We start from the raw sequence: 26,753 nt of genomic DNA, 5'->3' as shown, positions 1-26,753 counted from the left end.
TATAATTTTTTGTGAATCTAATAAAATACTAACTTTTCACCATATCGAAAAGGAGGGATTGGGTATGAAAAAGTTTCTTACACTTTTACTTGTTTTGAGTTTCATATTGATAGTTTTTGCAGAAACGGCTGAAATTGCTATTTTGCACACAACAGACCTTCACGGTAACATATATCCGATCAACTATGCTACCAATCAACCTTCCGATGTTGGGCTAGCCAAAGTTGCCACACTGATAAAGCAAATAAAAAGCAAATTCAAAAACGTTATTCTGATTGATTCAGGTGACTTAATTCAAGGTACACCTCTAGAATACTACCACGCAAAAGTTGACAACGAACCTATCGATCCCATGATTTTGGTAATGAACAAACTTGGTTATTCGGCATGGACCTTGGGTAACCACGAATTCAACTATGGACTAAAAATATTAAACAAAGCAATATCTGAAGCACAATTTCCAGCTTTAAGTGCAAATATAGTTAAGAAAGGCACAAAAGAACCTGCATTCAAACCTTATCATATTGTAACCGTAGATGGTGTTAAAATAGGGATCTTAGGTCTCACAACAAAATTTATACCCAACTGGGAAGATCCAAAAAACATAGAAGGGCTTGATTTTTTGGATCCTGTAGAAGTAGCCAAGGGCTTGATTTTTTGGATCCTGTAGAAGTAGCCAAAGAATATGTTAACATTCTAAAAAATCAAGAAAAAGTTGATATTGTTATAGCTGTCTATCATGGTGGATTAGAAAGAGATCCACAAACTGGCCAACCAACTGAGGAATTAACAGGCGAAGACCAAGCTTATGAAATCTTAAGCAATGTCCCAAATATAGATGTCCTATTATTAGGTCATCAGCATAGGGTTATCGCAACAAAAATAAACAACATACCTGTATCTATGCCAGGAAATTGGGGTTCATACCTTGGTCAAGTTACTTTAAAACTTGAAAAAGAAGAAGACAATTGGAAAATTATTGATAGCAAAGTAGAAACACTTTCGGTAAAAGGTGTTCAACCAGATGAAGAAATACTTTCATTAGCAAAGAAATACGAAGATAAAGTCCAAGCATGGCTTGACCAACCTGTTGGGTACGCAAAAGGAGATTTCTGGGTTGAAAATCCATTATTTGCAAGATTAAAAGATAATGCTTTGATAGAGTTTGTTAATAAAGTCCAAATGCACTATAGTGGAGCGAAAATATCATCTACAGCTTTATTTACCAACGACATAAAAGGATGGAAAGAAGGACCTGTATCCTTAAGAGACATCTATGGAGTATATATATACGCTAACACTCTTAAAGTTATAAAAGTAAAAGGAAAAGACATTAAAGACGCCTTAGAACTCAGCGCGGATTACTTTGTTTATGAAAACAACAAAGTCGATGTAAATAAGACTTGGATTGAGCCAAAGCCCAAACATTATAATTATGACATGTGGGAAGGAATAACATACAAAATAGTTTTAAACAGGCCTTCAGGTGATAGAATAGTAGATCTCGAGTTTGAAGGAAAACCAATCGATATGGATGCGGAATACGAAATAGTCTTAAACAACTACCGTGCGGGTGGCGGTGGAGGATACAACATGTTCAAAGGCAAACCAGTTGTAAGAGAAGTAATGATAGAAGTAGCAGAATTAATGGCGGACTATGTGCTTGAAAATAAAGTCATAGAAGCAACCGTTGATAACAACTGGAAGGCAGTAGTGCAATACGAATACACAGTTAAAGAAGGCGACACATTAGAAAGCATTGCAAAAAATTTAGGAGTCTCAACTAATGAACTTATAAAATGGAATAACATAAAAGATTCGAATTTAACACCAGGTATGAAATTGATATACTATGTGAGCTATTTAGATAATTTATTCTCACTGAAAAATGCTTCTGGATTTTAAATATAAATTTTACAAATTACAGAAAACCACGCCCAAGAGGGCGTGGTTTTTTCATACACAATTTTTGCATGAAACTTTTATGATTAATTTTGTTATAAGTATAAATTTTGATATAATTTCAGTAGCTGGAAATTCCAAAAATTCATAAAATACATCGCTTGATTATTCACTGAGTGTAATTTTTTTCATTTTTAGATTTATTTTGTCTATTTTTGTTATTGTAAAAAACAAAATTATTTGGTACAATAAACATGTAAATTAGATTTATTTTGTCTAATTTGTCTTTTGTTTGAGTTATTTGTGAAATCTTAAACAAACTAAAAAATTCCATATTTTTCTAATAGTCCTGGTTTTAAAAGATAATTTAATTTAAAGAAGGGAGGGCTTTTTATGAGTTTTTCTGTTTTTATTGTGAGTTTTTTCACTTGGCTATTGTTAACTTGGTCAGTCGAGTGGCAGGAAGTGGTTATAGGTTTAGTTGTTTCTCTTGTTATCTCTCTTATCTTTACCAAGTATTATCGAATCAAGTTCAACGGTAAGTTTATACCTGGTCTTTTTAAGTTTTTGTTTGTCTATATACCTGTTTTTGTTTGGGAAATGATTAAAGCTAATTTGGATGTTGCTTCCAGAGTTCTTGTCCCAGGAAGAAATGTAAAGCCTGGTTTTGTCAAGGTTAAAACGGCTTTAAAAGGCGATGTTGCTAAACTTACTCTCGCAAATTCAATCACTCTCACCCCTGGAACAATCACTTTTGATGTTGTTGATGATGAACTTTACGTACACTGGATCGATGTCGCAGGTACAGATGAAGAAAGTAAGAAATCTTTTTACGACAAGTTTGAAAAAATTTTGAAGGGGGTGTACGAATGAGTGGCTCATTGATTATTGACTTAATAGTTTTCGGATTAACTGGTTTCGGTATTTTCTTCTCTCTTCTCAGATTTTTGCTTGGGCCAACTTCTTTCGAAAGACTCGCAGCAGTTGATATGATGAATGTAATGTTTATTGGCATCATTGTTCTTATATCTTTTATGTTCAAAAACTCCATGTATATGGATATAGCTATTCTTTACGGACTTTTGGCATTTATTGAAACTGTCGTCTTCGCAAGGTATCTCGAAAGCCAGACGGATAAGTGTGGTGGTAAAAGATGATAGAGATGATAAGAGAAATGGTTGGATATGTTTTGATAGGATTAGGGTCGCTATTTTATTTCTTAGCTGGTCTTGGTCTTTTAAAAATGCCTGACATTTACACAAAGCTACAAGCTTCTACAAAAGCAACAACTTTGGGTACGTTTTCAATAGCTCTTGGTGTTGGTATACTGGATTTCTCGTTTTTCGGAAAAGCAATTTTGGTCATCGTCTTTGTCGCTCTCACAAACCCAGTTGCGGCTTCTCTCATGACAAGAGCTGCTTACAAAAATAACGCTCCAAAATGTGAAGAGACAGTTGTTGATGAGATAAAGGAAGTAACAAGCACAAATGGTGGTGATGCTAAATGACAAGCATCTATAATTTCTTTTCCGATGTGTTTTCAAGTTTAACAAACACTGTCTCCTTTTTAGTCGGTGTTTTGATGATTGTATTCTCTATCTTTGCAGTAGAGACAAAGAAGATATTAGATGCTCTGATTGCCCTTTCCGCAGTTAGTTTGCTTTCAGTGTTGATTTTCATTGTTCTTAAAGCGCCTGATGTGGCAATTACGGAAGCCGCTGTTGGCTCTGGTCTTGCTAGCGCAGTTATGCTCTTTGCGCTTTGGAAGATAAAGGCAGGTGAAAAGAAATGAGAAGAGTATGGGCCATCCTTATTGCTAGTATCTTCCTTTACTTTCTAATAGGTGAACTCTTACCAATCGTTCCAGACTTTGGTAACTTCGATATGTTCACAAGGGTTTCATTTGATTACATAAGTAAATCAACGAAATCAGGATATTCTCCTGTTGAGTTCAAAAAATCCGCAAATCTCGAAGAAGGAAGTGCCAATGTTGTCACATCAATTGTCGTAAATTACAGATCTTTCGATACATTGGGCGAGGTAACAGTCCTTTTCACCGCAGCTTTAGGTGTTGGAATACTCAGTTCTTTCTTAAGAAGAAAGAACAAATTGGAGTTTGAAGATCACTTTGTTCTAAAAGTGTCAACTGGTATAGTTTTTCCTTTGATTTTATTATTTGGCGCTTACATATTTATCCACGGGCATTTGACACCTGGTGGAGGATTCCCTGGTGGAACAGTTATAGCTTTAGGTGTTTTACTACTCATGTTGGCTGATAATGAATTCAAAGTCACAGGCGTTGCGAAACATATCGAACAATCAGCCGGTGCAGGATACGTTATCGTTGGTCTTTTGGGAATGGCGTTTGGTGGGGTGTTCTTGATGAATTTCTTACCAACAGGTGTTGTTGGGAACTTGTTTAGCGCAGGTGTTGTTCCTATCGTATACGTAATTATCGGTTTCAAAGTTGGCGCTGAACTCTCAAGTATAGTCTCTGAAATGAAGGAGGGATGAGACATGATATACTACATTACATTTATAATAATGGGAATTGGTATATACGGTATAGTTTCACAGAAAAACATGTTTAAACAGCTCATTTCTCTTTCAATCATTGATACTGCTGTAAACATCTTTGTGATTTCACTTGGTTATTTGGAAGGCATGGAAGCACCAATATATTCAATGGTCACTCCAACAGCAAAATTTGTTGACCCATTACCACAAGCACTTATCTTAACCGCCATCGTTATAGGTGTTGGAACATTGGCAATTGGCTCAATGCTTTTAGTACATTTGAAAGAGGAATATGGTTGTCTAAACGCTGATGAAATTCGCGCAGCAAGGGAAGTGATAGAATGAGCGCATTACTTATCGCTGTTCCGTTGGCTTTCGCATTTGCAAGTTTACCACACAAAAAGTTAGGAAATTACTTCTTCACGTTCGTAACGTTGTTCAATATATTGGCACTTTTGCTTTACTTGAAACCTACGCAATTAGTTGAAATTGGCGGATGGAGTGCTGCATACGGTATCGCACTCGTACTTGATAGTGTCAGTTATCCATTTTTAATATTTGTAAACGCTATCTTGTTAGTTATTTCTTTGACAGCAAACCTTGAGGAAAAATACGGCACCTTAATGCTTGTTCTAACAGCTGCTTTGAATGGTATTATTCTCACTGGCGACTTTTTCAATTCGTTCGTTTTCTTTGAAATAATTGCTGCAGTCGCTTATATAATTGCAAGTCACAAGAATAATTCTTACGGTGCATTTAAATACTTGATTTTCGGTGGCGTAGGTGGAACACTTTACCTAATCGGCGCGGTTATGACGTACATAAAAGCTGGAACTTTGAATATGGCATACGCTGGGTTTATCATCGATCCTTCTGTGGTTCCAGTTATAACTGTGTTTTTCTTGATAGCTCTCTTAATAGAATTAAAAGTCTTACCGCTTGGTTTATGGGCTCCGGATGTATATTCTAATGGTAGCTCAATCACCCCTGTTGTACTTGGTAGCGCTGTCACAGTGTCTATGGTCTATCTTTTCTCAAGGATATTCTTTAATGTCCTTGGATTTGAGCATACAAAATTAGTAAGTATACTTGCTATGGTTTCTATAATAATAGCTCAACTTGGTGCTTTAAAGCAGAAAAATCTTGGAAGGGCTCTTGCTTTTGCAGCTATCGCTGGGGTAAGTGTTGTTGTTGCAGGTTTGGCAACAGCAAACGAAGAAGTTATATCAGCTTCTTACTTTTATCTATTCAACGATGCTATCTCAAAGATAATACTCTTTACAGTATTCGCTTACACAGGTCATAGGGGATTTAAAAATGATAAGACAACAGGCATTATATTCACAATCGCTTCGCTCTCTTTGATAGGATTCCCACTCTTTACGGGTTTTTGGGCAAAGTTCTATTTGATTAAAGCGTTATTCGAAACAGAAAATTATGTTCTTCCAGCAGTTATATTAATATCAACAATCATCGAAGCCGGATATCTTATTAAGTGGAATGTCGACCTTTGGTATAAAGAGCATGAAGCTCAAGAAAGTGAAGAAGAAAATTACATACCATTTGCGAGCCAGCTTGTCTTGTTGTTATTAGCAATGGTGCTTGTTTTAGTTGGATTCTTACCAGATATTATTTACTCCCAGACAAATAGCATAGCAACTCATGTCCTTGACGCAAAAACATACATGGACGTTATATTGAAAGGGGGTATGTGATAATGCAAACACTTATACTTTATATGGCAATCGGTTCGTTAGTTAGCTTTTTGCTTTCAAAGATAAATAAACACATCGGCCCTGTTGTAATGTTTGCGCTTTCTATATACGCTCTTATAAGTCTTTGGAATATGCCGACAAATACGGTAGAATCACTTTTTGGTTTTGAAAACGTTTTGCAACTTACAGCAATGGGAAAGTACTTTGCAATACTATCACTAATCGTCTTTGCAAATTTTTCGTTCTTTAACATTTCTTGGATTTCAAAAGCAAAAAATCCACATGCGTTTAACGCTCTTTCGGTAATAACCATGCTTGGTACAATTGGAGTATTTTTTTCCTCACATTTGATAGTGCTTTACATCTTCTGGGAAATTGCTGTTTTAGGCTCACTTTTCATAGTTCCGATGGGTAAAGAAGAGTCAAGGAAAGCAACAATATGGTACGTTGTTATAAGTGCGATTGGTACTTATATGTTCCTGTACGGTGCATTTTTACTTTACTCAAAATTCGGTACATTCAACATATTTGAAATCGGAAATGAATTACAAAATACATCCTTAGGTTTTAGATGGGCAGTAGTTCTTTTGTTGTTAAGCGCAGGTATAGCAAAGAGTGGTATATTCCCACTCCACACTTGGCTCAGGAATGTACACGGTAATGCACCAGATACATTCAGTGCGGTACTCTCAGGTCAGCTTGTGAAGATGGGGTCATACATCCTCGCTCTTGTTCTTACTGTCTTCCCAATCGCATCAATGTTTAGTGAATTCTACCATGGAGTTAATTTACTCTCTTACATACTCATCTGGCTTGGCAATCTGTCTATACTCATAGGAACACTTATGGCAATAAAACAGAACGATATGAAGATGCTCATTGCATATTCAACAGTAGCAAATGGCGGATATATACTCATAGGTCTCGCGACACTTGATAATGTAGGATACGCAGGTGGATTGTTCCATGTTATAAACCACGCTTTAGCAGCAACGATGATATTTTTATCCTTCGCGGCAGTTGTTTATAGAACGGGCACAACAAAGATAGATGAATTAGGTGGACTTATCCACAGAATGCCTATAACATTTGTCACATACCTTGTTGGTATCATTTCCTTAGCTGGAATCCCGCCGACAAGTGGGTTTATATCAAAGTGGATGATTTTCCAATCACTTGTCTCAAGAGGCATGTTTGTAACCGAGATGTTTGTTTTTATAGGTAGCATCGGTTCTTTCTTGTACGTTTTCAGACCACTTGCTGGTGTATTTCTCGGTCAGTTGAAAAGTGCACATAAAGAAGTAAAAGAAGCACCGATATTTATGACAATTCCAATGATTATATTGGTCATTCTAACAGTTCTTTGGGGCGTATTCCCACAGCAAGTGCTTGTGTGGATAACAGACATTCAAAAAGAATTTGGCATGGAACCATTCAAATTCGAAGGCACAAAATTGTACACAAGTATGGGATATTGGGATACTTGGACAGTCTTCGTAATGTTCGCTGTTGGATTCATAATCGCGGCAGTCATATACGTACTCATGCCAAAGGGTAAGAAAATCCCTCTCGAAGACCAGTACACATCTGGAGAATTTTTACACAATTTCGATCTGTACCATTATGCAACAAAGTTCTATGCTTTCTTGGAAAGAGAATACGAAGGACATCCTTCGTTTGAAAACCTGTATATGTCTCTTGTAAACGTATTGAAAGCGGTAGGAAAAGGCATCGATTACTTCGCACGTAGGACTGCTTCAGCTTATCTATTCTGGACAGCGGTCGTTCTTGCATTACTATTGTGGGTGAGGTGGTAACCATGACAGCACTTAGAGTTGCCGGAGTTTTATTAACAGCATTTTTCTTTGGAATCACATTCGAAGGTATAGGTAGAAAAGTCACAGCAAGAATTCAAAAAAGATATGGACCACCATGGTATCAAAATTTCATAGATTTGTTCAAAACACTCACAAAACATGGCTGGACACACGGTTGGATATTTGATTTCGGTGTTTTAATGGCTCTCGGTGGAGTCATCGCTACACTCTCCTTTGTACCACTTGGAAATCTCGTCGCATTTCCGGGGCTTGATAACTTCTTCGTCATAGTCTACTTATTCACAGTAGGTGCGCTGGGTATGGCTATGGGTATGGTCGGTACAGGCAATCCATGGGCTTCCATAGGTGTCGCAAGGGCACTTACGCTAATGCTTGGATACGAAGTACCTTACTTAATAACAATAACTTCACTTTTGTATTTCTACAGAACATCGAATATAACTGCGATAATACAAGCTCAAGCTGATGGATGGAACCTTTTCAAATTCCCAATTGGTGCGTTAGTAGCGTTTATTTCACTCCAAGGCATGCTTGGCAAAGAACCATTCGAAGCACCAATCGCTCCATCGGAAATCGCGTCAGGTCCGATGGTTGAACTTTCAGCGAAATACATGGGACTTCTCATGCTCATGAACTCATTCATGGAATTTGTTGAAATCAGTCTCTTTGTTGATTTCTTCCTTGGTGGCGGAACGTACTTTGTGTTCCTTTTGAAGTATTTAATCGTTTGGATTCTGGCAGTTATGATATCCTCGGTGTTACCACGCTTTAGAATAGAGCAAGCAGTTGCATTCTACTGGACTGTACCTATAATTTTGGCATTTGTCCAAGCATTTATCGTAGTTAATCTAAAATGAAACATCAACAAGTCGGGAGGTGTAATGAATGTCAAAGATAGACGAAAGAAGTGTTTGGGAGAAGATAGCAGACCAACTCAGAAGTCGTTCAATGTGGATGTTGCATTACTGTACAGGTTGCGGTGCAGTAGAACTTCCACCATCAATGACTTCGAGATTTGATATGGAACGATTAGGTATGGGGCCAATGGCAACACCAAGACAAGCCGATATCTTTTTAATCACTGGTTACCTAAGTGCAAAGACACTCAGGAGAGTTATATACACATACGAAAAAATGGCTGACCCAAAATACGTCATCGGTTTTGGTTCATGTACAATCAACGGTGGTATATACTACGACTCCTACTCAACGATAAATAGGCTCGATTATTACATTCCAGTTGACTTGTACATTGCAGGTTGTATGCCAAGACCTGAAGCGATACTCAACGCATTCAACCAATTGATGGAGATGATTAGAAAAGGCGAAGCAAATGGCTGGAAGAGATACAAAGAAAATTACGAATGGTACAAGCAGAACCAAATAAGGAGTCTCGGTGAGGTGATTGTACATGACGAATTCCATGAATAATGTTCAAGAAATACTTGAAAGTATTAAAAATGCTTACGGTGTTGAAATATTACAAATCGACACAAGACAATACAAAATAATATCTCAACCAGAAAAGACTATACCATTACTTACGCATCTGAAATCACAAGGTTATTCACATTTATCTATTCTCACATGCGTTGACTGGATAGAACAAAAGAAATTTGAGTTGGTATACATACTCATGAACTGGTCGAATGGCGTCACATTCCTTGTATCAACGTTCATAGATAGGGATAACCCTGTATTCACAACAGTAAAAGATATGTGGCCAACAGCAGAATGGTATGAAAGAGATGTTCATGAGTTCTTTGGTGTCGAATTTGAAGGTAACGAAAACTGCAAAAAACCGATGATATTAGAAGTATGGAACGACTTACCACCTTTGAGAAAAGATTTCGACCCATTGAAATACTCAAAAGAGCATTATCCAGATAGAGAATACGAAAAAGATGTCATACACGAAGCAAAGATTATCAGAGCTGATATTGAAAAACAAACAGGGGGCGAGTTAAATGGGTGAAGTAAAACTATTCTTTGGACCTAACCACCCTGGAATGCACGGTAATTTCAGCGTACACATGTACGTTGAAGGAGATATAGTTGTAAAGGCAAGACCTCTTCCAGGCTTTTTGCACAGAGGTTTTGAAAAACTTATGGAAAGAAGACTCTGGTATCAAAATTTAGCGCTTATACCGAGAATTTGTGTTCCTGAACCTGATATAAACGAAGCATGTTACGCTATGGCAATAGAAAAGATTGCAAAAGTTGAGGTACCTGAACGTGCGCAATGGATAAGGATGCTTGTCTTAGAATTGGCAAGAATTGCAAATCACCTGTGGAGTTTTGGAGGAATTGGTGGAGCACTTGGTATGTACACAAGCATGTTCTGGTCTGTTAGTGATAGGGACAGGGTGCTCGATATATTCGAAGAATTGACTGGAGCAAGGATATACCACATGTACATAATACCTGGTGGTGTTAGAAAAGATTTGACACCAGGATTGGAAGATAAAATCAGAAAACTTATGGATTACATAGAAGAAAAATTACCTGAATACGAAACGTTCATATTGAAAAATAGAATACTCCATACAAGGCTCAAAGGTATAGCAAAGATAGATACAGAAACATGTCTCAAAATCGGTGTTACAGGTATAGGTCTTAGAGCAACTGGTGTACCTTACGATATAAGGAAAGTTGATCCGTATCTATTCTACGATAAAGTTGAATTTGATATCCCAACAGCAACAGAAGGAGACGCTTACGCAAGAATAAGCTTGAAACCAAAGGAAATCAGACAGAGTATAAGGATTATAAGGCAAATCCTCGAGAAGATGCCTACCGGACCTGTTAATGTGAGAATATCCGATGGCAACGGTTTAAGGATAAGAGTACCAAAAGGTATGGCATACGCACGTGTAGAATCTACTCGTGGTGAGTATGGTTATCTTGTTGTATCAGATGGTGGAGAAACACCGTACAGAGTAGCGGTGCGTGGTGCTTCGTATCCTCAAGGGCTTTACGGTGTTGAACACTTCTTACCAGGTACAAGAATCGATGATGTTCCAATTTGGCTTGACACAATGGGCGTCTGCGCTCCAGAAATCGATAGGTAAAGTTGGGAGGTGTTCAAATGGCTGAAAAGAGTTTTTTCGCTCCTTTGATAGCATGGAAAAATTTGTTTGAAAAGCCAGTAACAATAAGAGTCCCAAAGGAAAAAAGAGAAGCCGCAGAGAGATACAGGGGATTTCACATAAATGATTGGAATAAATGTATCGGTTGTGGTACTTGTGCGAAAATATGTCCAACCGATGCAATAACAATGGTTGAAGTCCCAGATATGAAGCAAGAGTACGGTATGAAACCACAAAGACCAGCTATTGATTACGGAAGATGTAGCTTCTGTGCAATGTGCGTTGATATATGTACAACAGGCTCATTACAAATGACCAGAGAATACATATTCGTATCACCAAATCCAGAAGATTTTTACTATGCTCCAACTGAAAAAGGAATACTCAAGAAGGAACCATCAGAAATCAAGATAGGTTGGACAAGAGAAGATACAAACGACTTACTTGATTTAGACAGAGTTGTACCTGAGCACATGCCAGCTGAAGAAAGAGTTGATTCATTTGTCGAATTTGTTAAAGCGTACAGTAAAGAAGAAGCAATTAAGGAAGCGGCAAGGTGTGTTGAATGCGCTATATGTGTTGATAGATGTCCTGAACACATGCAGATACCACAATACATAAAATCTATATGGAAAGATGATTTGAAAGATGCACTAAAGTGGCTTTTGAAAGGTGTTGAAGAGCAAAATAACTTTGGCGCTAACCCGCTATCAGGTGTATGTGGTAGGGTATGTACACATAGATGTGAGGAAGTCTGTGCCATTTCACATCGTGGAGAAGCTATAGCAATTAGATGGTTGAAAAGGTACATCGTTGATAATGTTCCAGCAAATCAATGGAGTGAAATTGTCAAATTTGAATCACCCAAGAAGAACAAAAAGGTTGGGATTATTGGTAGCGGTCCTGCTGGTTTATCCGCAGCGTACTTTCTTGCAACAATGGGTTACGAAGTTGACATTTACGAATCGCTCAATCGCCCCGGTGGTGTTATGAGATACGGTATTCCAAGATACAGACTGCCAGATGAAGCTCTTGATAAAGATATCGCATTCATTGAAGCACTTGGTGTTAGAATTTACACAGGAGTAACCGTTGGAAAAGATATACCCTTCGAAGAATTTAGACAAAAGTACGATGCGATTTTCGTATCAACAGGTCTTACTTTAGGTAGGTCAACAAGGATGCCAGGTTCCGACCATCCTAACGTAGTCCAAGCATTACCATTGTTAAGGGAAATCAGAGATTATCTACGTGGCGAAGGACCAGAACCAAAAATCGCAAGGCGCGTTGTTGTAATTGGTGGTGGAAATGTGGCAATGGATATAGCAAGAAGCTTGGCAAGATTACAGAAGATGAAATACGGAGAAGTAAACGTCACTGTAACTTGTCTTGAAAGAACATTTGACGAAATGCCTGCGGATATGGAAGAAATCGAAGAAGCGCAAGAAGAAGGCGTGAAGATATATCCGGGTTGGGGTCCACGTGAAGTTGTTTTTTATCCTAACGAAGATAAAATCAAGGGAATTAAGTGCGTAAAATGTACTGAAGTATTCGACGAAAATAGAAAATTCAACCCAAAATTTGATGAAACAGAAATTTGTTACTACGACGGCGATATGATAATAGAAGCTATCGGGCAAGCGCCAGATTACTCATTCTTGCCAGAAGAATGGAAATCAAAACTCCAATTTGTTGGTCCAAGGATTCTCACAAATAATTTAAGACAAACGCAGATACCTTGGTTATTTGCTGGTGGAGATATCGTCAACGGTCCAGATATAATCCATGCAGTAGCGGATGGTTATTGGGCTGCAAGAGGTATAGATCAGTACCTAAGTAACCAATAAAAATTACAGTGTTAAAAAAGGGGGGAGAATATGTACGATGTCCTAAAGTTAGCCGAAAGTTTCGAAATAGAAGGTTACAAATTCTACAAAAGCAAAGCAACAGAAGTAAAAAGCAAAGCGATAACGGAAATATTTGAATACCTTGCAAATATGGAAAAAGAACACACGGAATTCATTAGAGGATTAATGAAAAATTTGGAGGAAGGACGAGAGATAGAAAAAATACCATCGCAAGATACAAAATTCTTCAACGAAAGATACGAATCCCAAAAAGTTTCTGATACATCACAAGAAGACGATATAGCTGACCTTTCGGTATTGAGAATGGCGTATTTGATTGAAAAAGATTTCATGGAATTTTACGCAAAAGCCGCACAAAATGAGAAAAACGAAAAAGTAAAAGAAATACTTGAGATACTAGCCAAGTGGGAAGAAGGTCATAAAAAAATCATCGAAGAGCAGATGAATTATATAATCGAGAAAAATCACCTTGATTTAGGATTTTACCCATTTTAAAACCAACTTAGCTAGAAAAACCACAGCAAAAGCCCTCATTATCCAATGAGGGCTTTTGTTTTTCTTTACAATCTTTAATATTTTTTAAAAGAAGCATTATATCAATTCTCAACTGAAAACATTTCACATATAAATATCCTTTTTCCCATAACAGGCTAGCATTTTTGCCAATTTTAAAAAATGTGAATTATCAGAATTTCAAAAATGGAAAAATAAGTATCAGAGCAATGTTTAGAAAAATATGTTAAACCTTGATTTTCATACAAAAATTTTCCCTGATTACGTACTTGAAACCGGTAGAATCGTACTTGAAGGCACAGGAAAAGACCTTTTGGAAGACGAACGCGTTAGAAAGGCTTATCTTGGCGGTTAAACAAGCAAAAATCAATTGGGCAAATATCGCATTTTGGTTTACTTGTGCAGTATAATTTAGCGTGTTCAACAATAAGGCCGTGGAACTCTTGATAGAGCTCCACGGTCTTTTCATAATTATCCTCGAAAAATTCTCTGTATTCATCGTAATCGTTAAATTCTATACCAAAAATCCGTTTGAGTAATCTTTTTGTATAAGCGTCTATAACAAATATAGGCTTTTCAAATGCATAAAGAATTATTGAATCGGCAGTTTCTTTGCCTATTCCGTTAATTTCCAGTAATTCTTTTCTCAATTCAAAGGCATCTTTCCCAGCGATTTTGTCTAATTTAAATTCGTAATTTTCAAGCCAATTTAATAATTGTCTCAACCTTTTAGCCTTTATATTGTAAAACCCCGCAGGGCGTATTAAATTAGTTAACTGCTCATCTGGAAGGTTGTGTAAACAAATTAATATATCACCTGAACACACTTCTTTTATATTATTTAAAGCCCTTTCGACGTTCTTCCAATTCGTATTCTGAGTAAGAACAGCAGATACAATTATTTCTTCACGTTCTCCAGGCCACCATTTCCCCAAAGATCCGTGAATTCCCTTTAGGATGGAATAAAAATTCTGAAAAGCTATTTTTTTATTTTCCAAATTCTCCACAGTCCTTCCCCCGCATACTTAGTTATTAATTTAGCCAAAAAGATTATACCACAAAAATAATCTATTGACTTTTTTCCGTAGAGGTGTATAATGAATCATCACGTTGCGAGGGGAAAAGCAAAGTGAAAAAAGCAAAAAAGATTTTAGGAGGCAGTACACATGAAAGGTACAGTTAAGTGGTTTGATTCTTCAAAGGGTTACGGATTCATCACAGGAGAGAACGGACAAGACGTTTTTGTTCACTTCAGCGCCATTCAAATGGATGGTTTTAAAACACTCAAAGAAGGCGACAAAGTCGAATTCGACATCCAAAACGGACAAAAAGGTCCTCAAGCAGCAAACGTTAAATTAGTAAAATAATAGCTAAGAGGATAATCAAGCCCCCATACGGGGGCTTTTTTGCTATTTTTTATAAGTTCAACTCTGTAAAAAAGGATTTAATACTTTTAACTTACCAAAGTATTGACCTGAATTCAAATCCTCACTCCACAATATTGAACATCCTAAATTTTTAGCACTACAAATTATCAAAGAGTCCCAAAATGAAATTTTATATCTTTGTGAAATTTTGATAGCTTCCAAAATATCACTAACTTCTATTGTGTATACCTTCCAAAAACTTAAATCCGATATGATTTGAGCTGCGGTGTTGTAATCTAAAGGATTTTTAACTTTCTTTGTCACAACAACAAAAAACTCTTGAAAAACTTGAGTACTTAATGCTCCATTTCCTTTTTTCCATAAATTCTCTAAAATGCGCTTGGCTGTAATATGTTTTTGACCGGCCGATTCATCGTACGCATATACCAAAATGTTAGTATCAACGAATTCATATTTTGTTTCTTTATACTCTTTCATGCAAATCCTCTCTCTTCCAAGATGTGTTCCCTTCTGTTCCTAAGTCAAATCCTTTCTCCAAAAGTTTAAGGGCTCTCTGTTGAACTTTTTGATACAAACTCTCTTTTTTTACAAGCTCTTCTAAAAAACCTTTAACCAAAGCCGAAATTGATGTATTTCTTTCAACAGCTATATGCTTTACTTGCAAAATAAGATTTTTAGGAATTGAAAGCGTAATGTTTTGATATTCTTCTTTGTGGCTTTCACGTTTTCTCATAATCTCACCTCCATATAAATTAGTTTATCACTTATTTATATGAAAATCAACAAAATATGTGTTTAATGTTATTTGAAAATTTAAGCCCCCATACGGGGGCTTTTTTGTTGGATTTTTATTCAATTGTTATTGCTGCTTATACAATTCAAAGTAATCATTTCCCGGCCTCATTGGATTTTCATACCAACCTTTTACCCATGCCCTCTGGACTCTAACTCCAACTGGTTGATAAACTGGAATGCTTATATAGTTGTCAATTGCAAATTTTTGAATTTGTACGTAAAGCTTCTTTCTTTCATCTGGGTCTGAAGAATTCCTCGCGGCTTCGATAAGTTCATCAAGACTCTTTCCACCAAGTTCTTTTCGAGGTGCACTGACAAATTTCTTGAAGTTTTCGCCTTGCCTTGGTGCATATGTACCTGCTGAATGGTAGAAGGTGAATATAAAGTTATCTGGGTCTGGAAAGTCAGCTAACCAGTTGAATATAGGCATTGGAAGTTCTGCCTTTCTCATCGCATCAAGATAGCTCGGCCAGTTGAGTGCAACAACATCAACTTTTATCTTACCCGATCCAATCATTTCAAGATACGTCTTTATCATTTCCGCAATTCTTTGCCTCATCATGTTACCTGTGTTGTAAGCAATTGAGAATTTTAAACCAACTTTGAGAGCCTTCCCATCCCACGCTTTTTCAAGAGCTTTTCTTGCCTCTGTAACGTTAAATTTGTAAAGTGGGAGTGTAGGGTCAAAACCGAGCAAGGTATTTGGCAAAGCAGCAGGAACTCTTATTCCATAACCTTTTAAAACATCTCTAACAACTGCATCGTAGTTTATAACGTAAGATATTGCCTTTCTTGCATTTATATCGCTGAAGAAATCAGGTGGCATTCCATTCCCGTCCCACTTTCCACTGCCAATATACTTACTATTTGGTGAAACAGACCAAGAAAATCCAACTACCGTTACAGAAAGTGAAGGAATATTCTCAATTATCTGGATGTCTTTATTTCCCCTAATTTGGTCAAGGTATTCGAGCACAATCGCTATATCATCTGCATCGCCTTTTTCAAGCATTAATTTTCTTGTTCCCCACTCGCTAACCGTCATTATAACCACTTTCTTAATCCTTGGTTCGCCTCTCCAGTAATCTTTATTTGCTTCCAACAAAACTTTTCTATTAGTTCTATCCCATTCGACAAGTTTATACGGTCCTGTACCTATAGCTGTGGCATAAATTGGTGATTTCTCTTTTGCGATATTCCTATATTTCCACCATGTATCAGGTTTACCATCCCACAAACCAAGTTTTATAGACGTCTCCTTATCCAAAACAGCGGACCAACCAACGGTATGTGCCATAATCGTTAAGAATGGACCGTATGGCCTTACAAGTTTAAAAACAACATTATTTCCGTCAACCTCTATCGCTGGGTCTATAACGTTTTTGTACATCTCAACAAGTTTATCTTTATACTGTGGTAATGGCTCTCCGTCTTTAAATATTTCTGATACTGGCTTCCCAACGTACTTTTCTATCATCTCGTTCAGTGAGTTAACACCAAATATCGCATTCCAGAGCATCCACATAGGTCCGCCTGCTGGATCATACAAAAGCCCTCTTTCAAAAGAGTATTCAACATCTTCTGGTGTCAGGTCAGAACCGTTGTGGAATTTGACACCTTTTCTTATTGGAAACACATAAGTTTTCCCACCATCTTTAATAAGTCCGTTTTTCACAGATGGTACTTCTGTGGCAAGCCTTGGCTCAAATTCCGTTAAACTACTCTTTTTGTAAGCTATCAAACTTTCGTATACGTTATAAATAACCTCCCCACTTACAGTATCATACGCTTGGTGAATATCGAGTGTGTCAGGTTCTCCCACACCAACTGATACGTAAATTGTCGGATCAAAAGCGGCAAATATTGAAACAGCAGCCAAAACAACAAACACTAACAGCAACCTTCTTAGCATTCTATCCCCTCCCTTTGCGTAAGGCTAATTGATATTTTACCACTTTATTTTAAAAATTCAAAATCAAAAGTAAAATTATTGTGTAAATTCGTAAAGATAGCAAAAAAATTATAATATACACAATTTACAAATCTCAGTTTTGTTTTCACACTTGATTTTTATTCTTACACATGATAAAATTCATAATGCTGTGAGATAATTATAATTGAATTGTGTCGGGGTGTAGCGCAGGTGGCTAGCGCGCTTGCATGGGGCGCAAGAGGTCGCTGGTTCAAGTCCAGTCACCCCGACCAAAAAAAGAAAAACGGCATCCAATTCAGGATGCCGTTTTTTGTTTTCATTAGTTTTCATATTCAAACTATTTTGTGGAAATTATTTGAAAAATAACAACTTATTAAAATATGTTGTAATTCGTTGTGATATAATTTATTAGGTTAACAAGATAAAACAATTAAAAGGAGGCATTTAAATGCAGTACGCACTGCTCGGTTTGGGGTTGAGTAATAAGTATGCTGCGAAGTTTCTTTTGAAATTAGGAGAAAAGATTTTTGTAAGCGAATCTGGAAAGCTTTCCAGTGAAGATAAGGCATTTTTGGAAGAAAACAACATACCATACGAGGAAGGAGTAAATTCTGAGAAAATATTAGAAGCCGATGTTATACTCACAAGTCCGAGCGTTCCACACAACCATCCAATTCTTTTAAAGGCTCAACAGATGGGCAAATATGTCGATACCGAAATAACCTACTTCATGAAATTTCTCGATTGGAAACCGAAAATAATAGCTGTGACAGGCTCAGTCGGTAAGAGTACAACTGTAGCGATGATTAACCACCTCATTTCGAAATCAGCATCATCCCAAATTTCTGGAAACTTTGGGATCCCCATTGCTCAGGTGCTTTTGGAAGGCAAGAAACCGGAATACATAGTAGTAGAAATAAGCAGTTTCCAACTCTATTGGACTCCGTTTTTTAAGCCAAACGTCGCGGTTATCACTAATATTTATCCCAATCATTTAGATTGGCATCCAAGTATGGAGCATTATGTTGATTCGAAATTCAAAATAACGAAATTCCAAGATAACGAAGACCACTTTGTTTACAACCCAAAAGATATGGAAACATTCAAAAGATTAGCCCTTGTCCAAGCGAAGAGAGTTCCATTCACCGTTGATTTTAAATTCGAAGAGATACCGTTCCATATACGAACAAAACAAAATATGGAAAATATCGCCGCTGCAAAGACTGTATTGAAAGTACTTGGATTACCTTTCTCAATGAGCATGCTGGAAGATTTCACTCCGTTACCACACAGAATGGAATACTGCGGTACAATAAACGGCGCACATTATTATAACGACTCAAAGGCAACAAACGCAGCCGCTGTTGTTAAAGCACTTGAGAATTTCGATAATAATTTGTATCTCATAATAGCAGGAAAAGGAAAGAACGAAGATTACTCAAAGTTGGCTAACGAAATATCAAAAAAATGTAAATTCGTTGCCATCGTCGGACCAATTTCCGATGCGGTGGAACCCTATTTAAAAGAAAGGAATGTCAATTACAAAAGATTTTCAAACATCGAAGAAGCCGTTTTTGAAATAAGCAAAATGGCAAAAGAAGGAGATTACGTACTCCTTGGACCTGCGGGAGCAAGTTATGACGCCTATAAAAACTTCGAGGAGAGAGGTAATCATTTCAAAGAGATAGTGAAAAAATTGATGCAAGGATAAGAAATTCAATTTTAAATCACATTTGAATAAAAGGAGGCAAAAAAAGTGATAGGCTATGAAATATTCATAAGATCATTTGCCGATTCAAACGATGACGGGATTGGTGATTTCCGAGGTATCGCAAAAAAAGTAGATTACTTCAAAATGCTCAACGTCGATTTAATTTGGCTAACACCACACTTTAAATCTCCAAGTTACCACGGCTATGATATTATCGATTATTTAGACACAAATTCTTCTTTTGGCACTCTTGAGGATTTCAGGTACATGGTGGAAACACTCCATGAAAATGGTATAAGAGTTGTTATAGACTTACCACTAAACCATGTATCTGATAGACATCCTTGGTTCAAAGCCGCTATGGAAGGTGAAAAACCGTACGTCGATTACTTCCTCTGGGCACAGCCACACTTCAATCTTCTGGAAAAAAGGCACTGGGATGAAGAATTACTTTGGCACAATAGAAACGGTAAAGTGTATTACGGTGTCTTTGGTGGCTCCTCACCAGATTTGAATTACGAAAATCCTGAAGTAGTTGAAAAATCGTTAGAAATTGTCGAATTCTGGCTTAAACAAGGTGTTGATGGATTTAGATTCGACGCAGCAAAACACATTTACGATTACGACGTAAAAGAAGGGCGCTTTAGATACGACCATGATAAAAATGTTAGATACTGGCAATTGGTAATGGATAAAGCAAGAAGTGTCAAAGGTGGGAATGTATTTGCGGTTACGGAAGTTTGGGACGATCCAGAGATAGTTGACAGATACGCAAAAACGATAGGATGCTCTTTTAATTTCTATTTTACGGAAGCGATACGTGAATCGATGCAACACGGTACAGTGTACAAAATCGTTGACTGCTTCCAAAGAACGCTCACTAAAAAACCTTACAAACCGAGTAATTTCACAGGTAACCACGATATGCACAGACTTGCGCAAATGCTTCCACAAGAAGAACAGAGAAAAGTATTCTTCGGCTTGTTAATGACCACACCAGGCGTACCGTTTATTTACTATGGAGACGAACTAGGGATGAAAGGTATGTACGACTCAACATTCACAGAAGATGTTATAGAACCGTTCCCTTGGTATGCCTCTTTATCTGGTGAAGGACAATCTTTCTGGAAAGCCGTAAGGTTCAACAGAGCATTTACAGGAGTATCTGTAGAAGAACAACTAAGCAGAGAAAATAGTCTTTTAAAGGAAGTAATCAATTGGACGAAATTTAGAAAAGAAAACGAATGGCTTGAAAACGCTTGGATTGAGAATGTAACTCACAATACATTCACAATAGCTTACACGGTAACCGATGGAATAAACGGCATCAGAGTCTACGTGAACATCTCAGGTCATCATGAATCACATGAAGGTGTATCCTTAAAGCCATACGAAGTAAAGATAATGTGATATGGTATAATAAGCAAAAATAAACAAATATCAAGTTGTAAAAGAGAAATTTAAGTGGTATAATTAAAAAAGTGAAACTTTTCACTCAATTTCTGTTTGTTTTGGTTATATTTTTAAAATTTTGCAGAAATTCGTTCATTACTCAAAAGATGGAGGTGTAAGCATGTACGTAGAAATTATCGATGTTAGGGCACGTGAGGTACTTGATTCCCGCGGAAACCCAACGGTTGAGGTTGAGGTATTGCTTGAAGATGGAAGCTTTGGCAGTGCTATCGTTCCAAGTGGAGCATCTACAGGAAAGTTCGAAGCACTCGAATTGAGGGATGGCGACAAGAAAAGGTACATGGGCAAAGGCGTGCTCAAAGCGGTAGAACACGTAAACGAAATCATCGCACCAAGAGTTGTCGGATTGAATGCATTTGATCAGGTTTACCTTGACAAAGTCCTCCTTGAGCTCGACGGCACAGAGAATAAATCAAAACTCGGCGCAAATGCAATCCTCGGCGTATCGATGGCAGTCGCAAGGGCAGCATCAGAGAGCGCAGGAGTACCGCTCTACAAATACCTCGGCGGAGCGAATGCAAAAATTCTCCCAGTTCCATTCATGAACGTCATTAACGGCGGTGCGCACGCAGACAACAGCCTCGATATTCAGGAATTCATGCTCGTTCCAGCGGGAGCACCATCGTTCAAAGAAGCTCTCAGGTACGGTGCAGAAGTCTTCCACACGCTCAAGAAGATACTCAAAGACGCAGGACACGTTACAGCAGTCGGTGACGAAGGCGGATTTGCACCAAACCTTTCATCGAACGAAGAAGCGATCCAAGTGCTTATCGAAGCAATTAAAAAGGCAGGGTACGAACCAGGAAAGGACATATACATTGCGCTCGACTGCGCAGCAAGTGAATTCTACAACGAAGAGACGGGAAAGTACAACATCGATGGAACTGAAAAGACAGGCGACGAACTGATTGAATACTACTCAATGCTCATAGACAAATACTGGCCCGTAATAATCTCCATCGAAGACCCATTCGAGCAAGAAGACTGGGATAGCTACGTGAAATTCACGCAGAAAGTCGGCGGAAAAGTACAGATAGTTGGAGACGACCTGTACGTTACGAACGTAAAGAGACTCGAAAAAGGTATTGAGCTCTTCGCAAGCAACTCGATACTCATAAAACTCAACCAGATAGGCTCGGTAACAGAGACGCTCGATGCGATAGAAATGGCAAAGACGGCAGGAATGACGAACGTCATATCCCACAGAAGCGGTGAAACGGAAGACACATTCATAGCAGACCTTGCGGTAGCAACAAATGCGGGCATGATAAAGACAGGTTCACTCTCAAGAAGCGAAAGGATAGCCAAGTACAACAGACTCCTCAGAATCGAAGAAGAACTCGGCGATGCGGCGATATACAAAGGATTAGGAGCGTTCTATTCGATAAAAAGATAAGAATCGAAAAGAGATTTAATTATTGAAAGACTCCCCCTGAAAATGAAAGGGGGAGTTTTTGTTTCTACGTTACGTGTATGTCCAGAATGAACAATCGCGATAAATGGCAAAACAACACCCCGCCTTCCGGCGGGGTGTTACGTCTTATCGATAATTGATTGTATTAGAAGCTTGCTGAGTATGTGAGTTTAAGATTCCATGTTGGATCTGAATTAATTGTCCAACCAGCACTATCATCGCCTGTCAATGTTCCGTAGAATCCTGTTACATTTACATTTGGTGTTAAGACGTATTTAAATGATGCATTGAAGCCGTTGTTACTTGGAGTCATTCTGAAGTTTCCGCCTACTGTGAAGACACCTGGCACTACATTAACAGAACCATTGACGTGGATGTATTTGTACGTTGCAAGTTCTGTTACATCTGCCCATTCTGCTTTTGCTGTAGCAGAGAGCATCGCATCAGCGTAATCTGCTTGTGTGTAGAGTGTGAATTTCATTGTTGAATCAATTAAGTCTGTTTCTGTTGTCTTTACAAAGAGTGTTACAGGTGTAACTGCTACTTTTGCTGAAAGTTCGTTAAGTGGTACCTTAAATGTTGGTGTTGCTGGCTGCATATCGTACTTTGGTGTTACTTTTGCTGTTACTGTTACTGGTGCGAATGTTGTTGTGTATGTTACGCCAAGCTCTGCAAACTTACCATCTGTTTTGGTGTTGCTCTTGTAAACGAGATTTGCAATACCATCGGTGTATTTGAGTGTCGGCGCAAGTGTTAAACCTGCAACTGGTGAAAGGCTTCCAGATACTGTGACACCGTAAACTGTTTTTGGATTTGCTGAAGATGCATCAACCATACCTGCAAAGACGTCAACTGATGGCTTGAATATACCGAGATCAACTGTACCAAATACGTTGGCACCAACTGTGTAGTAACCACCAGCGACGTACATACCGCCAACAAGTGTGAATGGTGCAACTGGGTATTTCACTAAAAGCATGTCGCTGAACCAATTTGCGTAGTCTAGTGTACCTGTAATTTCTGTTGTGTTATCTTCAATATAAACTTCAAGACCTGCTACTGCTGGGAATGTGAGTTTGAGTGCGTCAGCAAATTCTGATTTAAATTCTGAATCCCAATCAGATATAGAACCATCTGAATTGTAAACTATACCTGTGAAGTAGTCATTGACAAACTGTTTTCCTGTTGTGTAGTATGCGCCAAAATATGGTGTTGAGAATGTTATTGAACTGAGAGTAAGTGTAACTCCACTGAACGGTGTATAGGTAATTCCGAATGTTGCTCCTGCTTGCGTGTCTGATGTTGGTGAAAGTGAAAGACTTGCTGAAACATCTGATAGAGCTCCATTAAAGCTTACCCCATCCTTATCAGCCGTCAATGTGAAAGTAACTGTACCGGTATACTTTACGTTTGGTCCGAGTGTGAATGGTTTTTCTGCTGCGAAGATGCTAACTACCATGAGAAGCGCTACAAGTACCGTAAAAAGCTTTTTCATAACCTTTCTCCCTCCTCCTGTGAGTTTAGGTTAAAAATAATATAGTTAAAATGTTGAGCTTTTTATTTTTCAATTTTTCTTTTATCATCCCCCCTTGTAGGAATAATAAAATTTAATGAATTTCTATAAAAATCTAAAACTTTGAGAAAATTTAGAACCAACCTAAAATTTTACCTAATGCTATTATACCTATTAAAAGCCCACTGACACCGGTAACTACACCCCAAGTTGCTATCGTTTTTGCTTGTTCGAGTTCTTCCTTTGTTGCTTTCTTCGCGAGCTCTTTGTTAATTTCTTCAACATCAGATTTATCTGCTTTTACTTCTTCAACCACCTGGCTTAAGCTTGCAACTTGATTTTCTAAAAGGCCTAATCTCTCATCAAGAACAGATATCTTTTCGTTAGTTTCGCTACTAAAGTTTACCACAAGTTCGTTTAGTTTGTCAAGTTTGGTACTCAAATTGGCTATTTCTTCTTGTTGTCCAAGGATAGCTCTTGCCAACATGTCTTGAAGGTTGCTAATCGCTTCATAAACTTTAGCGAATTCCTCATCATTTGCCTGCGCGTGTTCGTCAATTTGATTTTGTAAATTTTCAGCAATTACATCTGTGTAAGTTTTCAGTGCTTCTTGAGCGTTTGCCAAGTCTTCTGAAAGTCCGTAAATCGCGTCTCTTAATACTGGTAATCCTGTTTCAAGTGTATTTTCTATATTGAGAATTCTTGTCTCAATTTCATCTGTTTTTTCAGTTAAAGATGCTTCCAAAGTAGCCAAAGATTCTTGTAAACCCATTATGGCTTCAGAAAGGGTGTTGTATATGTTTACTACCGTGTCGTTCAAATCTTCGATTTTTGCTTGTAAGGTTTCAATTTGTTCGCTTAAATCTGAAACTTTTTGTGATAATTCAGCTGTTAAGTTGGAAAGTTCATCGTCTTTTGCGGATGTTTTCTTGTCTAAATCTGAAATTTGTTTTCTCAAAAGGTAATCAACATCTCCAAGCTGAGCCGCAAGACCATTGAGGATATCACTTATGCTTGCTATATCGTTCTTCAATTCTACAACGTTAACTTCTTGTTGATTGCCTTCTTCGTCTGTGTAAACGAATTTATCTCCAAGCTGTGTAACAAGGTCGTAAAGTTTTATAATATCTTGATCGTGAAGTTCGAGTGTAAGTTTCATATCTTGAATGGTATTTTCCAAATTTTCAATGTTCCCTTTGTTTTCGTTCAATTGTGTTTTCAAAGAAGAAAGTGATTGCTCAACATAGTCAAGTGTGCGGGAAATAAACAAAGCGATTTGATATCTTGTTACTGCTTCGTCACCACGGTATGTTCCATCTGGGAAACCTGTAACTATACCTATCTGCTCAAGCCTTTCAACATAATTCTTAGCCCAGTGGCCTTTTGGAATATCTCTGAAAGCTGCCATAGCTGTGACAATGAAAATCAAAATGCTAATAACTGTTAAAAATTTTTTCATAAATAACTACCCCCTTTTTAGAATATAAAATACTTACAAAAAAATTATAACACATTTAGTACGTAAAGCAAAATACAATTTGATAATTTTCCAAAGATATTTTATAACATTAAATTGCTAAAATCTTTATAAATTGTCTTTTCCCAACTCTTAGTATGTGTTCTTTGCTTATTTCAACATTTGCTTTAAAATTGTCAATTCTGTTGTTGTCGAAGTAAACTCCACCTTGAGTTATGAGTCTTTTTATTTCACTCCTTGAACCAATTTTTAAAGTTTCAAGAAGGTCAACGATGTTGTAAACACCTGCTTGAATTTTCACTTCTGGCATTTCTTCGGGAATCTCTTTACGTTGGAAAACTGTTATGAAATATTCCTCAGCATCTTTTGCTTTCTCTTCGCCGTGGAATTGTCTAACAATTTCTTTCGCAAGCCACATTTTGTAATCTCTTGGATTTACAGCTTTTTCGTTTATTTCTTTCTCCATTTTTCTCAACACTTCATCATCAACGTCTGTAAGTAATTTTGCGTATTTTACTATTAATTCGTCAGGTATAGACATTACTTTTCCGTACATATCTCTTGGCTCATCTGTAAAGCCTATGTAGTTGTTGTAACTTTTGCTCATTTTCAATTTTCCATCTGTTCCTTCAATTATAGGCATTGTCATGACTATCTGCGGTCTTAATCCATATTCTTCCTGTATTTTTCTGCCAACCATAAGATTAAAGAGTTGGTCAGTTCCGCCAAGTTCTACATCTGCCTGAATAGCAACTGAATCGTACGCTTGAGCTAACGGATACAAAAACTCTGCGACACTTATTGGTGTACCTTCCGCATACCTTTTTGCAAAATCTTCTCTTTCAAGCATTCTGGCAACTGTGTATTTTCCTGCAAGTTTTACAACATCCGCAAATGTCATCGCACCAAGCCATTCGTTATTGTATCTTATTATTGTTTTTTCTTTGTCAAGAATCATAAAGGCTTGTTCAGCATAGCTTTTTGCGTTTTCAACAACTTCTTCCCTTGAGAGCATCGGTCTAGTTGTGTTTCTACCAGATGGATCACCTATCATTGCTGTAAAATCACCGATGATAAGGATAACCTGATGCCCAAGGTCTTGAAATTGTTTGAGTTTTTTCAAAACAACAGCATGCCCTAAATGTAAATCCGGTCTTGATGGATCTACACCCAACTTAACTCTTAGAGGCTTTCCTTCTTTTAATCGTTCCAATAATTCTTCTTCAGAAACCAAATCAACACAGTTTTTCTTCAATATTTTAATTTGTTCTTCGGGACTAAGGTGCATTCATGACCCTCCAAATGTTTTAACTTCGTAATAGGGTGATAATAAAAATATTATCTTGATAAAACCCATGATGTTAAGAAGCACATAACAAAGAACGCAATTGCAAGGGCAACTGTTATTTTACCAGATGTATCTAAACCTTTTTTCCTCCCAAACATGGTATAAGCTGCTCCACTACCAAATGCACCACCAAGTTCTGCGAACTTACTCATTTCTTGCAATACCATCCAAATAAGCCCCACTGCGATAATCGTGTGTACAACAATTAATACAACTCCCAACATCTCGCTACACCTCCGATTTGTATTTCTAAATGATTT

General features: G+C 37.6%; 29 protein-coding genes and 1 tRNA gene. 22 read left to right on the top strand and 8 right to left on the bottom strand.

The annotated features are described in order from the left end of the window. The first annotated feature begins 64 nt into the window (after nt 1-64). The 17 genes from FNOD_RS09900 (at nt 65) to FNOD_RS09945 (ending at nt 13,796) form a co-directional block, all read left to right on the top strand. Nucleotides 65-670: a metallophosphoesterase gene (locus tag FNOD_RS09900; RefSeq protein ID WP_238374590.1), complete on the top strand. Its 606-nt coding sequence runs from the start codon at nt 65-67 to the stop codon at nt 668-670. Further along, a complete protein-coding gene (locus tag FNOD_RS09075) occupies nt 658-1,905 on the top strand; it encodes a 5'-nucleotidase C-terminal domain-containing protein (RefSeq protein WP_238374589.1) in 1,248 nt (415 codons plus the stop codon). The genes FNOD_RS09900 and FNOD_RS09075 overlap by 13 nt, the downstream gene beginning before the upstream one ends. A gap of 390 nt (nt 1,906-2,295) precedes the next feature. Next, the gene (locus FNOD_RS09070; protein WP_011994873.1) at nt 2,296-2,775 is read left to right on the top strand and encodes a Na+/H+ antiporter subunit E; all 480 of its coding nucleotides are present in this window, start codon (nt 2,296-2,298) and stop codon (nt 2,773-2,775) included. Then, nucleotides 2,772-3,059 (top strand): cation:proton antiporter, encoded by a 288-nt coding sequence (locus tag FNOD_RS09065; RefSeq protein ID WP_011994872.1) that lies wholly within the window; start codon nt 2,772-2,774, stop codon nt 3,057-3,059. The genes FNOD_RS09070 and FNOD_RS09065 overlap by 4 nt, the downstream gene beginning before the upstream one ends. Beyond that, on the top strand, nt 3,056-3,409 hold the full coding sequence (gene mnhG, locus FNOD_RS09060) for a monovalent cation/H(+) antiporter subunit G (protein WP_011994871.1): 354 nt from the start codon (nt 3,056-3,058) through the stop codon (nt 3,407-3,409). Before FNOD_RS09065 ends, mnhG begins: the two co-directional genes overlap by 4 nt. Further along, nucleotides 3,406-3,693 (top strand): hydrogenase subunit MbhD domain-containing protein, encoded by a 288-nt coding sequence (locus FNOD_RS09055; protein ID WP_011994870.1) that lies wholly within the window; start codon nt 3,406-3,408, stop codon nt 3,691-3,693. The genes mnhG and FNOD_RS09055 overlap by 4 nt, the downstream gene beginning before the upstream one ends. After that, on the top strand, nt 3,690-4,415 hold the full coding sequence (locus tag FNOD_RS09050; RefSeq protein ID WP_011994869.1) for a Na(+)/H(+) antiporter subunit B: 726 nt from the start codon (nt 3,690-3,692) through the stop codon (nt 4,413-4,415). The genes FNOD_RS09055 and FNOD_RS09050 overlap by 4 nt, the downstream gene beginning before the upstream one ends. A 3-nt stretch (nt 4,416-4,418) precedes the next feature. Beyond that, on the top strand, nt 4,419-4,763 hold the full coding sequence (locus tag FNOD_RS09045; RefSeq protein ID WP_011994868.1) for a sodium:proton antiporter: 345 nt from the start codon (nt 4,419-4,421) through the stop codon (nt 4,761-4,763). Next, nucleotides 4,760-6,133, top strand: coding sequence for a complex I subunit 5 family protein (locus tag FNOD_RS09040; protein WP_011994867.1), 1,374 nt, complete (start codon nt 4,760-4,762; stop codon nt 6,131-6,133). The genes FNOD_RS09045 and FNOD_RS09040 overlap by 4 nt, the downstream gene beginning before the upstream one ends. Nucleotides 6,134-6,135: 2 nt before the next feature. Beyond that, a complete protein-coding gene (locus tag FNOD_RS09035) occupies nt 6,136-7,950 on the top strand; it encodes a proton-conducting transporter transmembrane domain-containing protein (RefSeq protein ID WP_011994866.1) in 1,815 nt (604 codons plus the stop codon). Between the two features lie 2 nt (nt 7,951-7,952). Further along, nucleotides 7,953-8,828: a respiratory chain complex I subunit 1 family protein gene (locus FNOD_RS09030; protein ID WP_011994865.1), complete on the top strand. Its 876-nt coding sequence runs from the start codon at nt 7,953-7,955 to the stop codon at nt 8,826-8,828. A gap of 37 nt (nt 8,829-8,865) precedes the next feature. Continuing rightward, nucleotides 8,866-9,402 carry a NuoB/complex I 20 kDa subunit family protein gene (locus FNOD_RS09025; protein WP_041257256.1) on the top strand — a complete coding sequence of 179 codons (537 nt, stop codon included), beginning with the start codon at nt 8,866-8,868 and terminating at the stop codon, nt 9,400-9,402. Continuing rightward, entirely contained in the window at nt 9,383-9,946 is a 564-nt protein-coding gene (locus tag FNOD_RS09020; protein WP_011994863.1) for an NADH-quinone oxidoreductase subunit C, read from the top strand. Before FNOD_RS09025 ends, FNOD_RS09020 begins: the two co-directional genes overlap by 20 nt. Continuing rightward, a complete protein-coding gene (locus tag FNOD_RS09015; RefSeq protein ID WP_011994862.1) occupies nt 9,939-11,042 on the top strand; it encodes an NADH-quinone oxidoreductase subunit D in 1,104 nt (367 codons plus the stop codon). The genes FNOD_RS09020 and FNOD_RS09015 overlap by 8 nt, the downstream gene beginning before the upstream one ends. A 17-nt stretch (nt 11,043-11,059) precedes the next feature. Further along, on the top strand, nt 11,060-12,907 hold the full coding sequence (locus FNOD_RS09010; RefSeq protein ID WP_011994861.1) for an FAD-dependent oxidoreductase: 1,848 nt from the start codon (nt 11,060-11,062) through the stop codon (nt 12,905-12,907). A 30-nt stretch (nt 12,908-12,937) separates the two neighbouring features. Next, nucleotides 12,938-13,423 (top strand): ferritin-like domain-containing protein, encoded by a 486-nt coding sequence (locus FNOD_RS09005; RefSeq protein ID WP_011994860.1) that lies wholly within the window; start codon nt 12,938-12,940, stop codon nt 13,421-13,423. 241 nt (nt 13,424-13,664) lie between these two features. After that, complete coding sequence (locus tag FNOD_RS09945) at nt 13,665-13,796, top strand: hypothetical protein (protein WP_274376818.1); 132 nt, start codon at nt 13,665-13,667, stop codon at nt 13,794-13,796. On the opposite strand, the gene FNOD_RS09000 is transcribed toward FNOD_RS09945, so the two are convergent. After that, a complete protein-coding gene (locus FNOD_RS09000) occupies nt 13,771-14,448 on the bottom strand; it encodes an endonuclease III domain-containing protein (RefSeq protein ID WP_011994859.1) in 678 nt (225 codons plus the stop codon). The two genes, FNOD_RS09945 and FNOD_RS09000, sit on opposite strands and share 26 nt — an antisense overlap. A gap of 159 nt (nt 14,449-14,607) precedes the next feature. On the opposite strand from FNOD_RS09000, the gene FNOD_RS08995 reads away from it, so the two are divergent. Further along, complete coding sequence (locus FNOD_RS08995; RefSeq protein WP_011994858.1) at nt 14,608-14,808, top strand: cold shock domain-containing protein; 201 nt, start codon at nt 14,608-14,610, stop codon at nt 14,806-14,808. A 57-nt stretch (nt 14,809-14,865) separates the two neighbouring features. Here the strand turns inward: FNOD_RS08995 and FNOD_RS08990 are convergent, their stop codons facing one another. The 3 genes from FNOD_RS08990 to FNOD_RS08980 form a co-directional block, all read right to left on the bottom strand. Continuing rightward, complete coding sequence (locus FNOD_RS08990; RefSeq protein WP_011994857.1) at nt 14,866-15,306, bottom strand: PIN domain-containing protein; 441 nt, start codon at nt 15,304-15,306, stop codon at nt 14,866-14,868. Continuing rightward, nucleotides 15,293-15,562, bottom strand: a complete 270-nt coding sequence (locus FNOD_RS08985; RefSeq protein WP_011994856.1) for a DUF6364 family protein — start codon at nt 15,560-15,562, stop codon at nt 15,293-15,295. The genes FNOD_RS08990 and FNOD_RS08985 overlap by 14 nt, the downstream gene beginning before the upstream one ends. Nucleotides 15,563-15,688: 126 nt before the next feature. Further along, the gene (locus FNOD_RS08980; protein ID WP_011994855.1) at nt 15,689-17,536 is read right to left on the bottom strand and encodes an ABC transporter substrate-binding protein; all 1,848 of its coding nucleotides are present in this window, start codon (nt 17,534-17,536) and stop codon (nt 15,689-15,691) included. Between the two features lie 216 nt (nt 17,537-17,752). Between FNOD_RS08980 and FNOD_RS08975 the strand changes: the two genes are divergently transcribed. From FNOD_RS08975 to eno, 4 genes are all read left to right on the top strand, one after another. Then, nucleotides 17,753-17,829, top strand: a tRNA-Pro gene (locus FNOD_RS08975). Between the two features lie 176 nt (nt 17,830-18,005). Beyond that, a complete protein-coding gene (gene murD / locus FNOD_RS08970) occupies nt 18,006-19,268 on the top strand; it encodes a UDP-N-acetylmuramoyl-L-alanine--D-glutamate ligase (RefSeq protein ID WP_011994854.1) in 1,263 nt (420 codons plus the stop codon). 45 nt (nt 19,269-19,313) lie between these two features. Then, entirely contained in the window at nt 19,314-20,678 is a 1,365-nt protein-coding gene (locus FNOD_RS08965) for an alpha-amylase family glycosyl hydrolase (protein WP_011994853.1), read from the top strand. A gap of 163 nt (nt 20,679-20,841) precedes the next feature. Continuing rightward, nucleotides 20,842-22,137 carry a phosphopyruvate hydratase gene (gene eno / locus FNOD_RS08960; RefSeq protein ID WP_011994852.1) on the top strand — a complete coding sequence of 432 codons (1,296 nt, stop codon included), beginning with the start codon at nt 20,842-20,844 and terminating at the stop codon, nt 22,135-22,137. Between the two features lie 163 nt (nt 22,138-22,300). Here the strand turns inward: eno and FNOD_RS08955 are convergent, their stop codons facing one another. The 4 genes from FNOD_RS08955 to secG form a co-directional block, all read right to left on the bottom strand. Continuing rightward, nucleotides 22,301-23,650 carry a hypothetical protein gene (locus tag FNOD_RS08955; RefSeq protein WP_011994851.1) on the bottom strand — a complete coding sequence of 450 codons (1,350 nt, stop codon included), beginning with the start codon at nt 23,648-23,650 and terminating at the stop codon, nt 22,301-22,303. A 151-nt stretch (nt 23,651-23,801) separates the two neighbouring features. Then, nucleotides 23,802-25,127, bottom strand: a complete 1,326-nt coding sequence (locus FNOD_RS08950; protein WP_011994850.1) for an S-layer homology domain-containing protein — start codon at nt 25,125-25,127, stop codon at nt 23,802-23,804. 109 nt (nt 25,128-25,236) lie between these two features. Further along, a complete protein-coding gene (gene tyrS / locus FNOD_RS08945) occupies nt 25,237-26,433 on the bottom strand; it encodes a tyrosine--tRNA ligase (protein WP_011994849.1) in 1,197 nt (398 codons plus the stop codon). Nucleotides 26,434-26,483: 50 nt separating this feature from the next. Next, on the bottom strand, nt 26,484-26,717 hold the full coding sequence (gene secG, locus FNOD_RS08940) for a preprotein translocase subunit SecG (RefSeq protein WP_011994848.1): 234 nt from the start codon (nt 26,715-26,717) through the stop codon (nt 26,484-26,486). Between the last annotated feature and the right edge of the window lie 36 nt (nt 26,718-26,753).

This window comes from Fervidobacterium nodosum Rt17-B1, assembly GCF_000017545.1.
Classification (GTDB): Bacteria; Thermotogota; Thermotogae; order Thermotogales; family Fervidobacteriaceae; genus Fervidobacterium; species Fervidobacterium nodosum.
The sequence above is the reverse complement of the archived record's forward strand: the minus strand, read 5'-3'. Positions and strand labels throughout refer to the sequence as shown.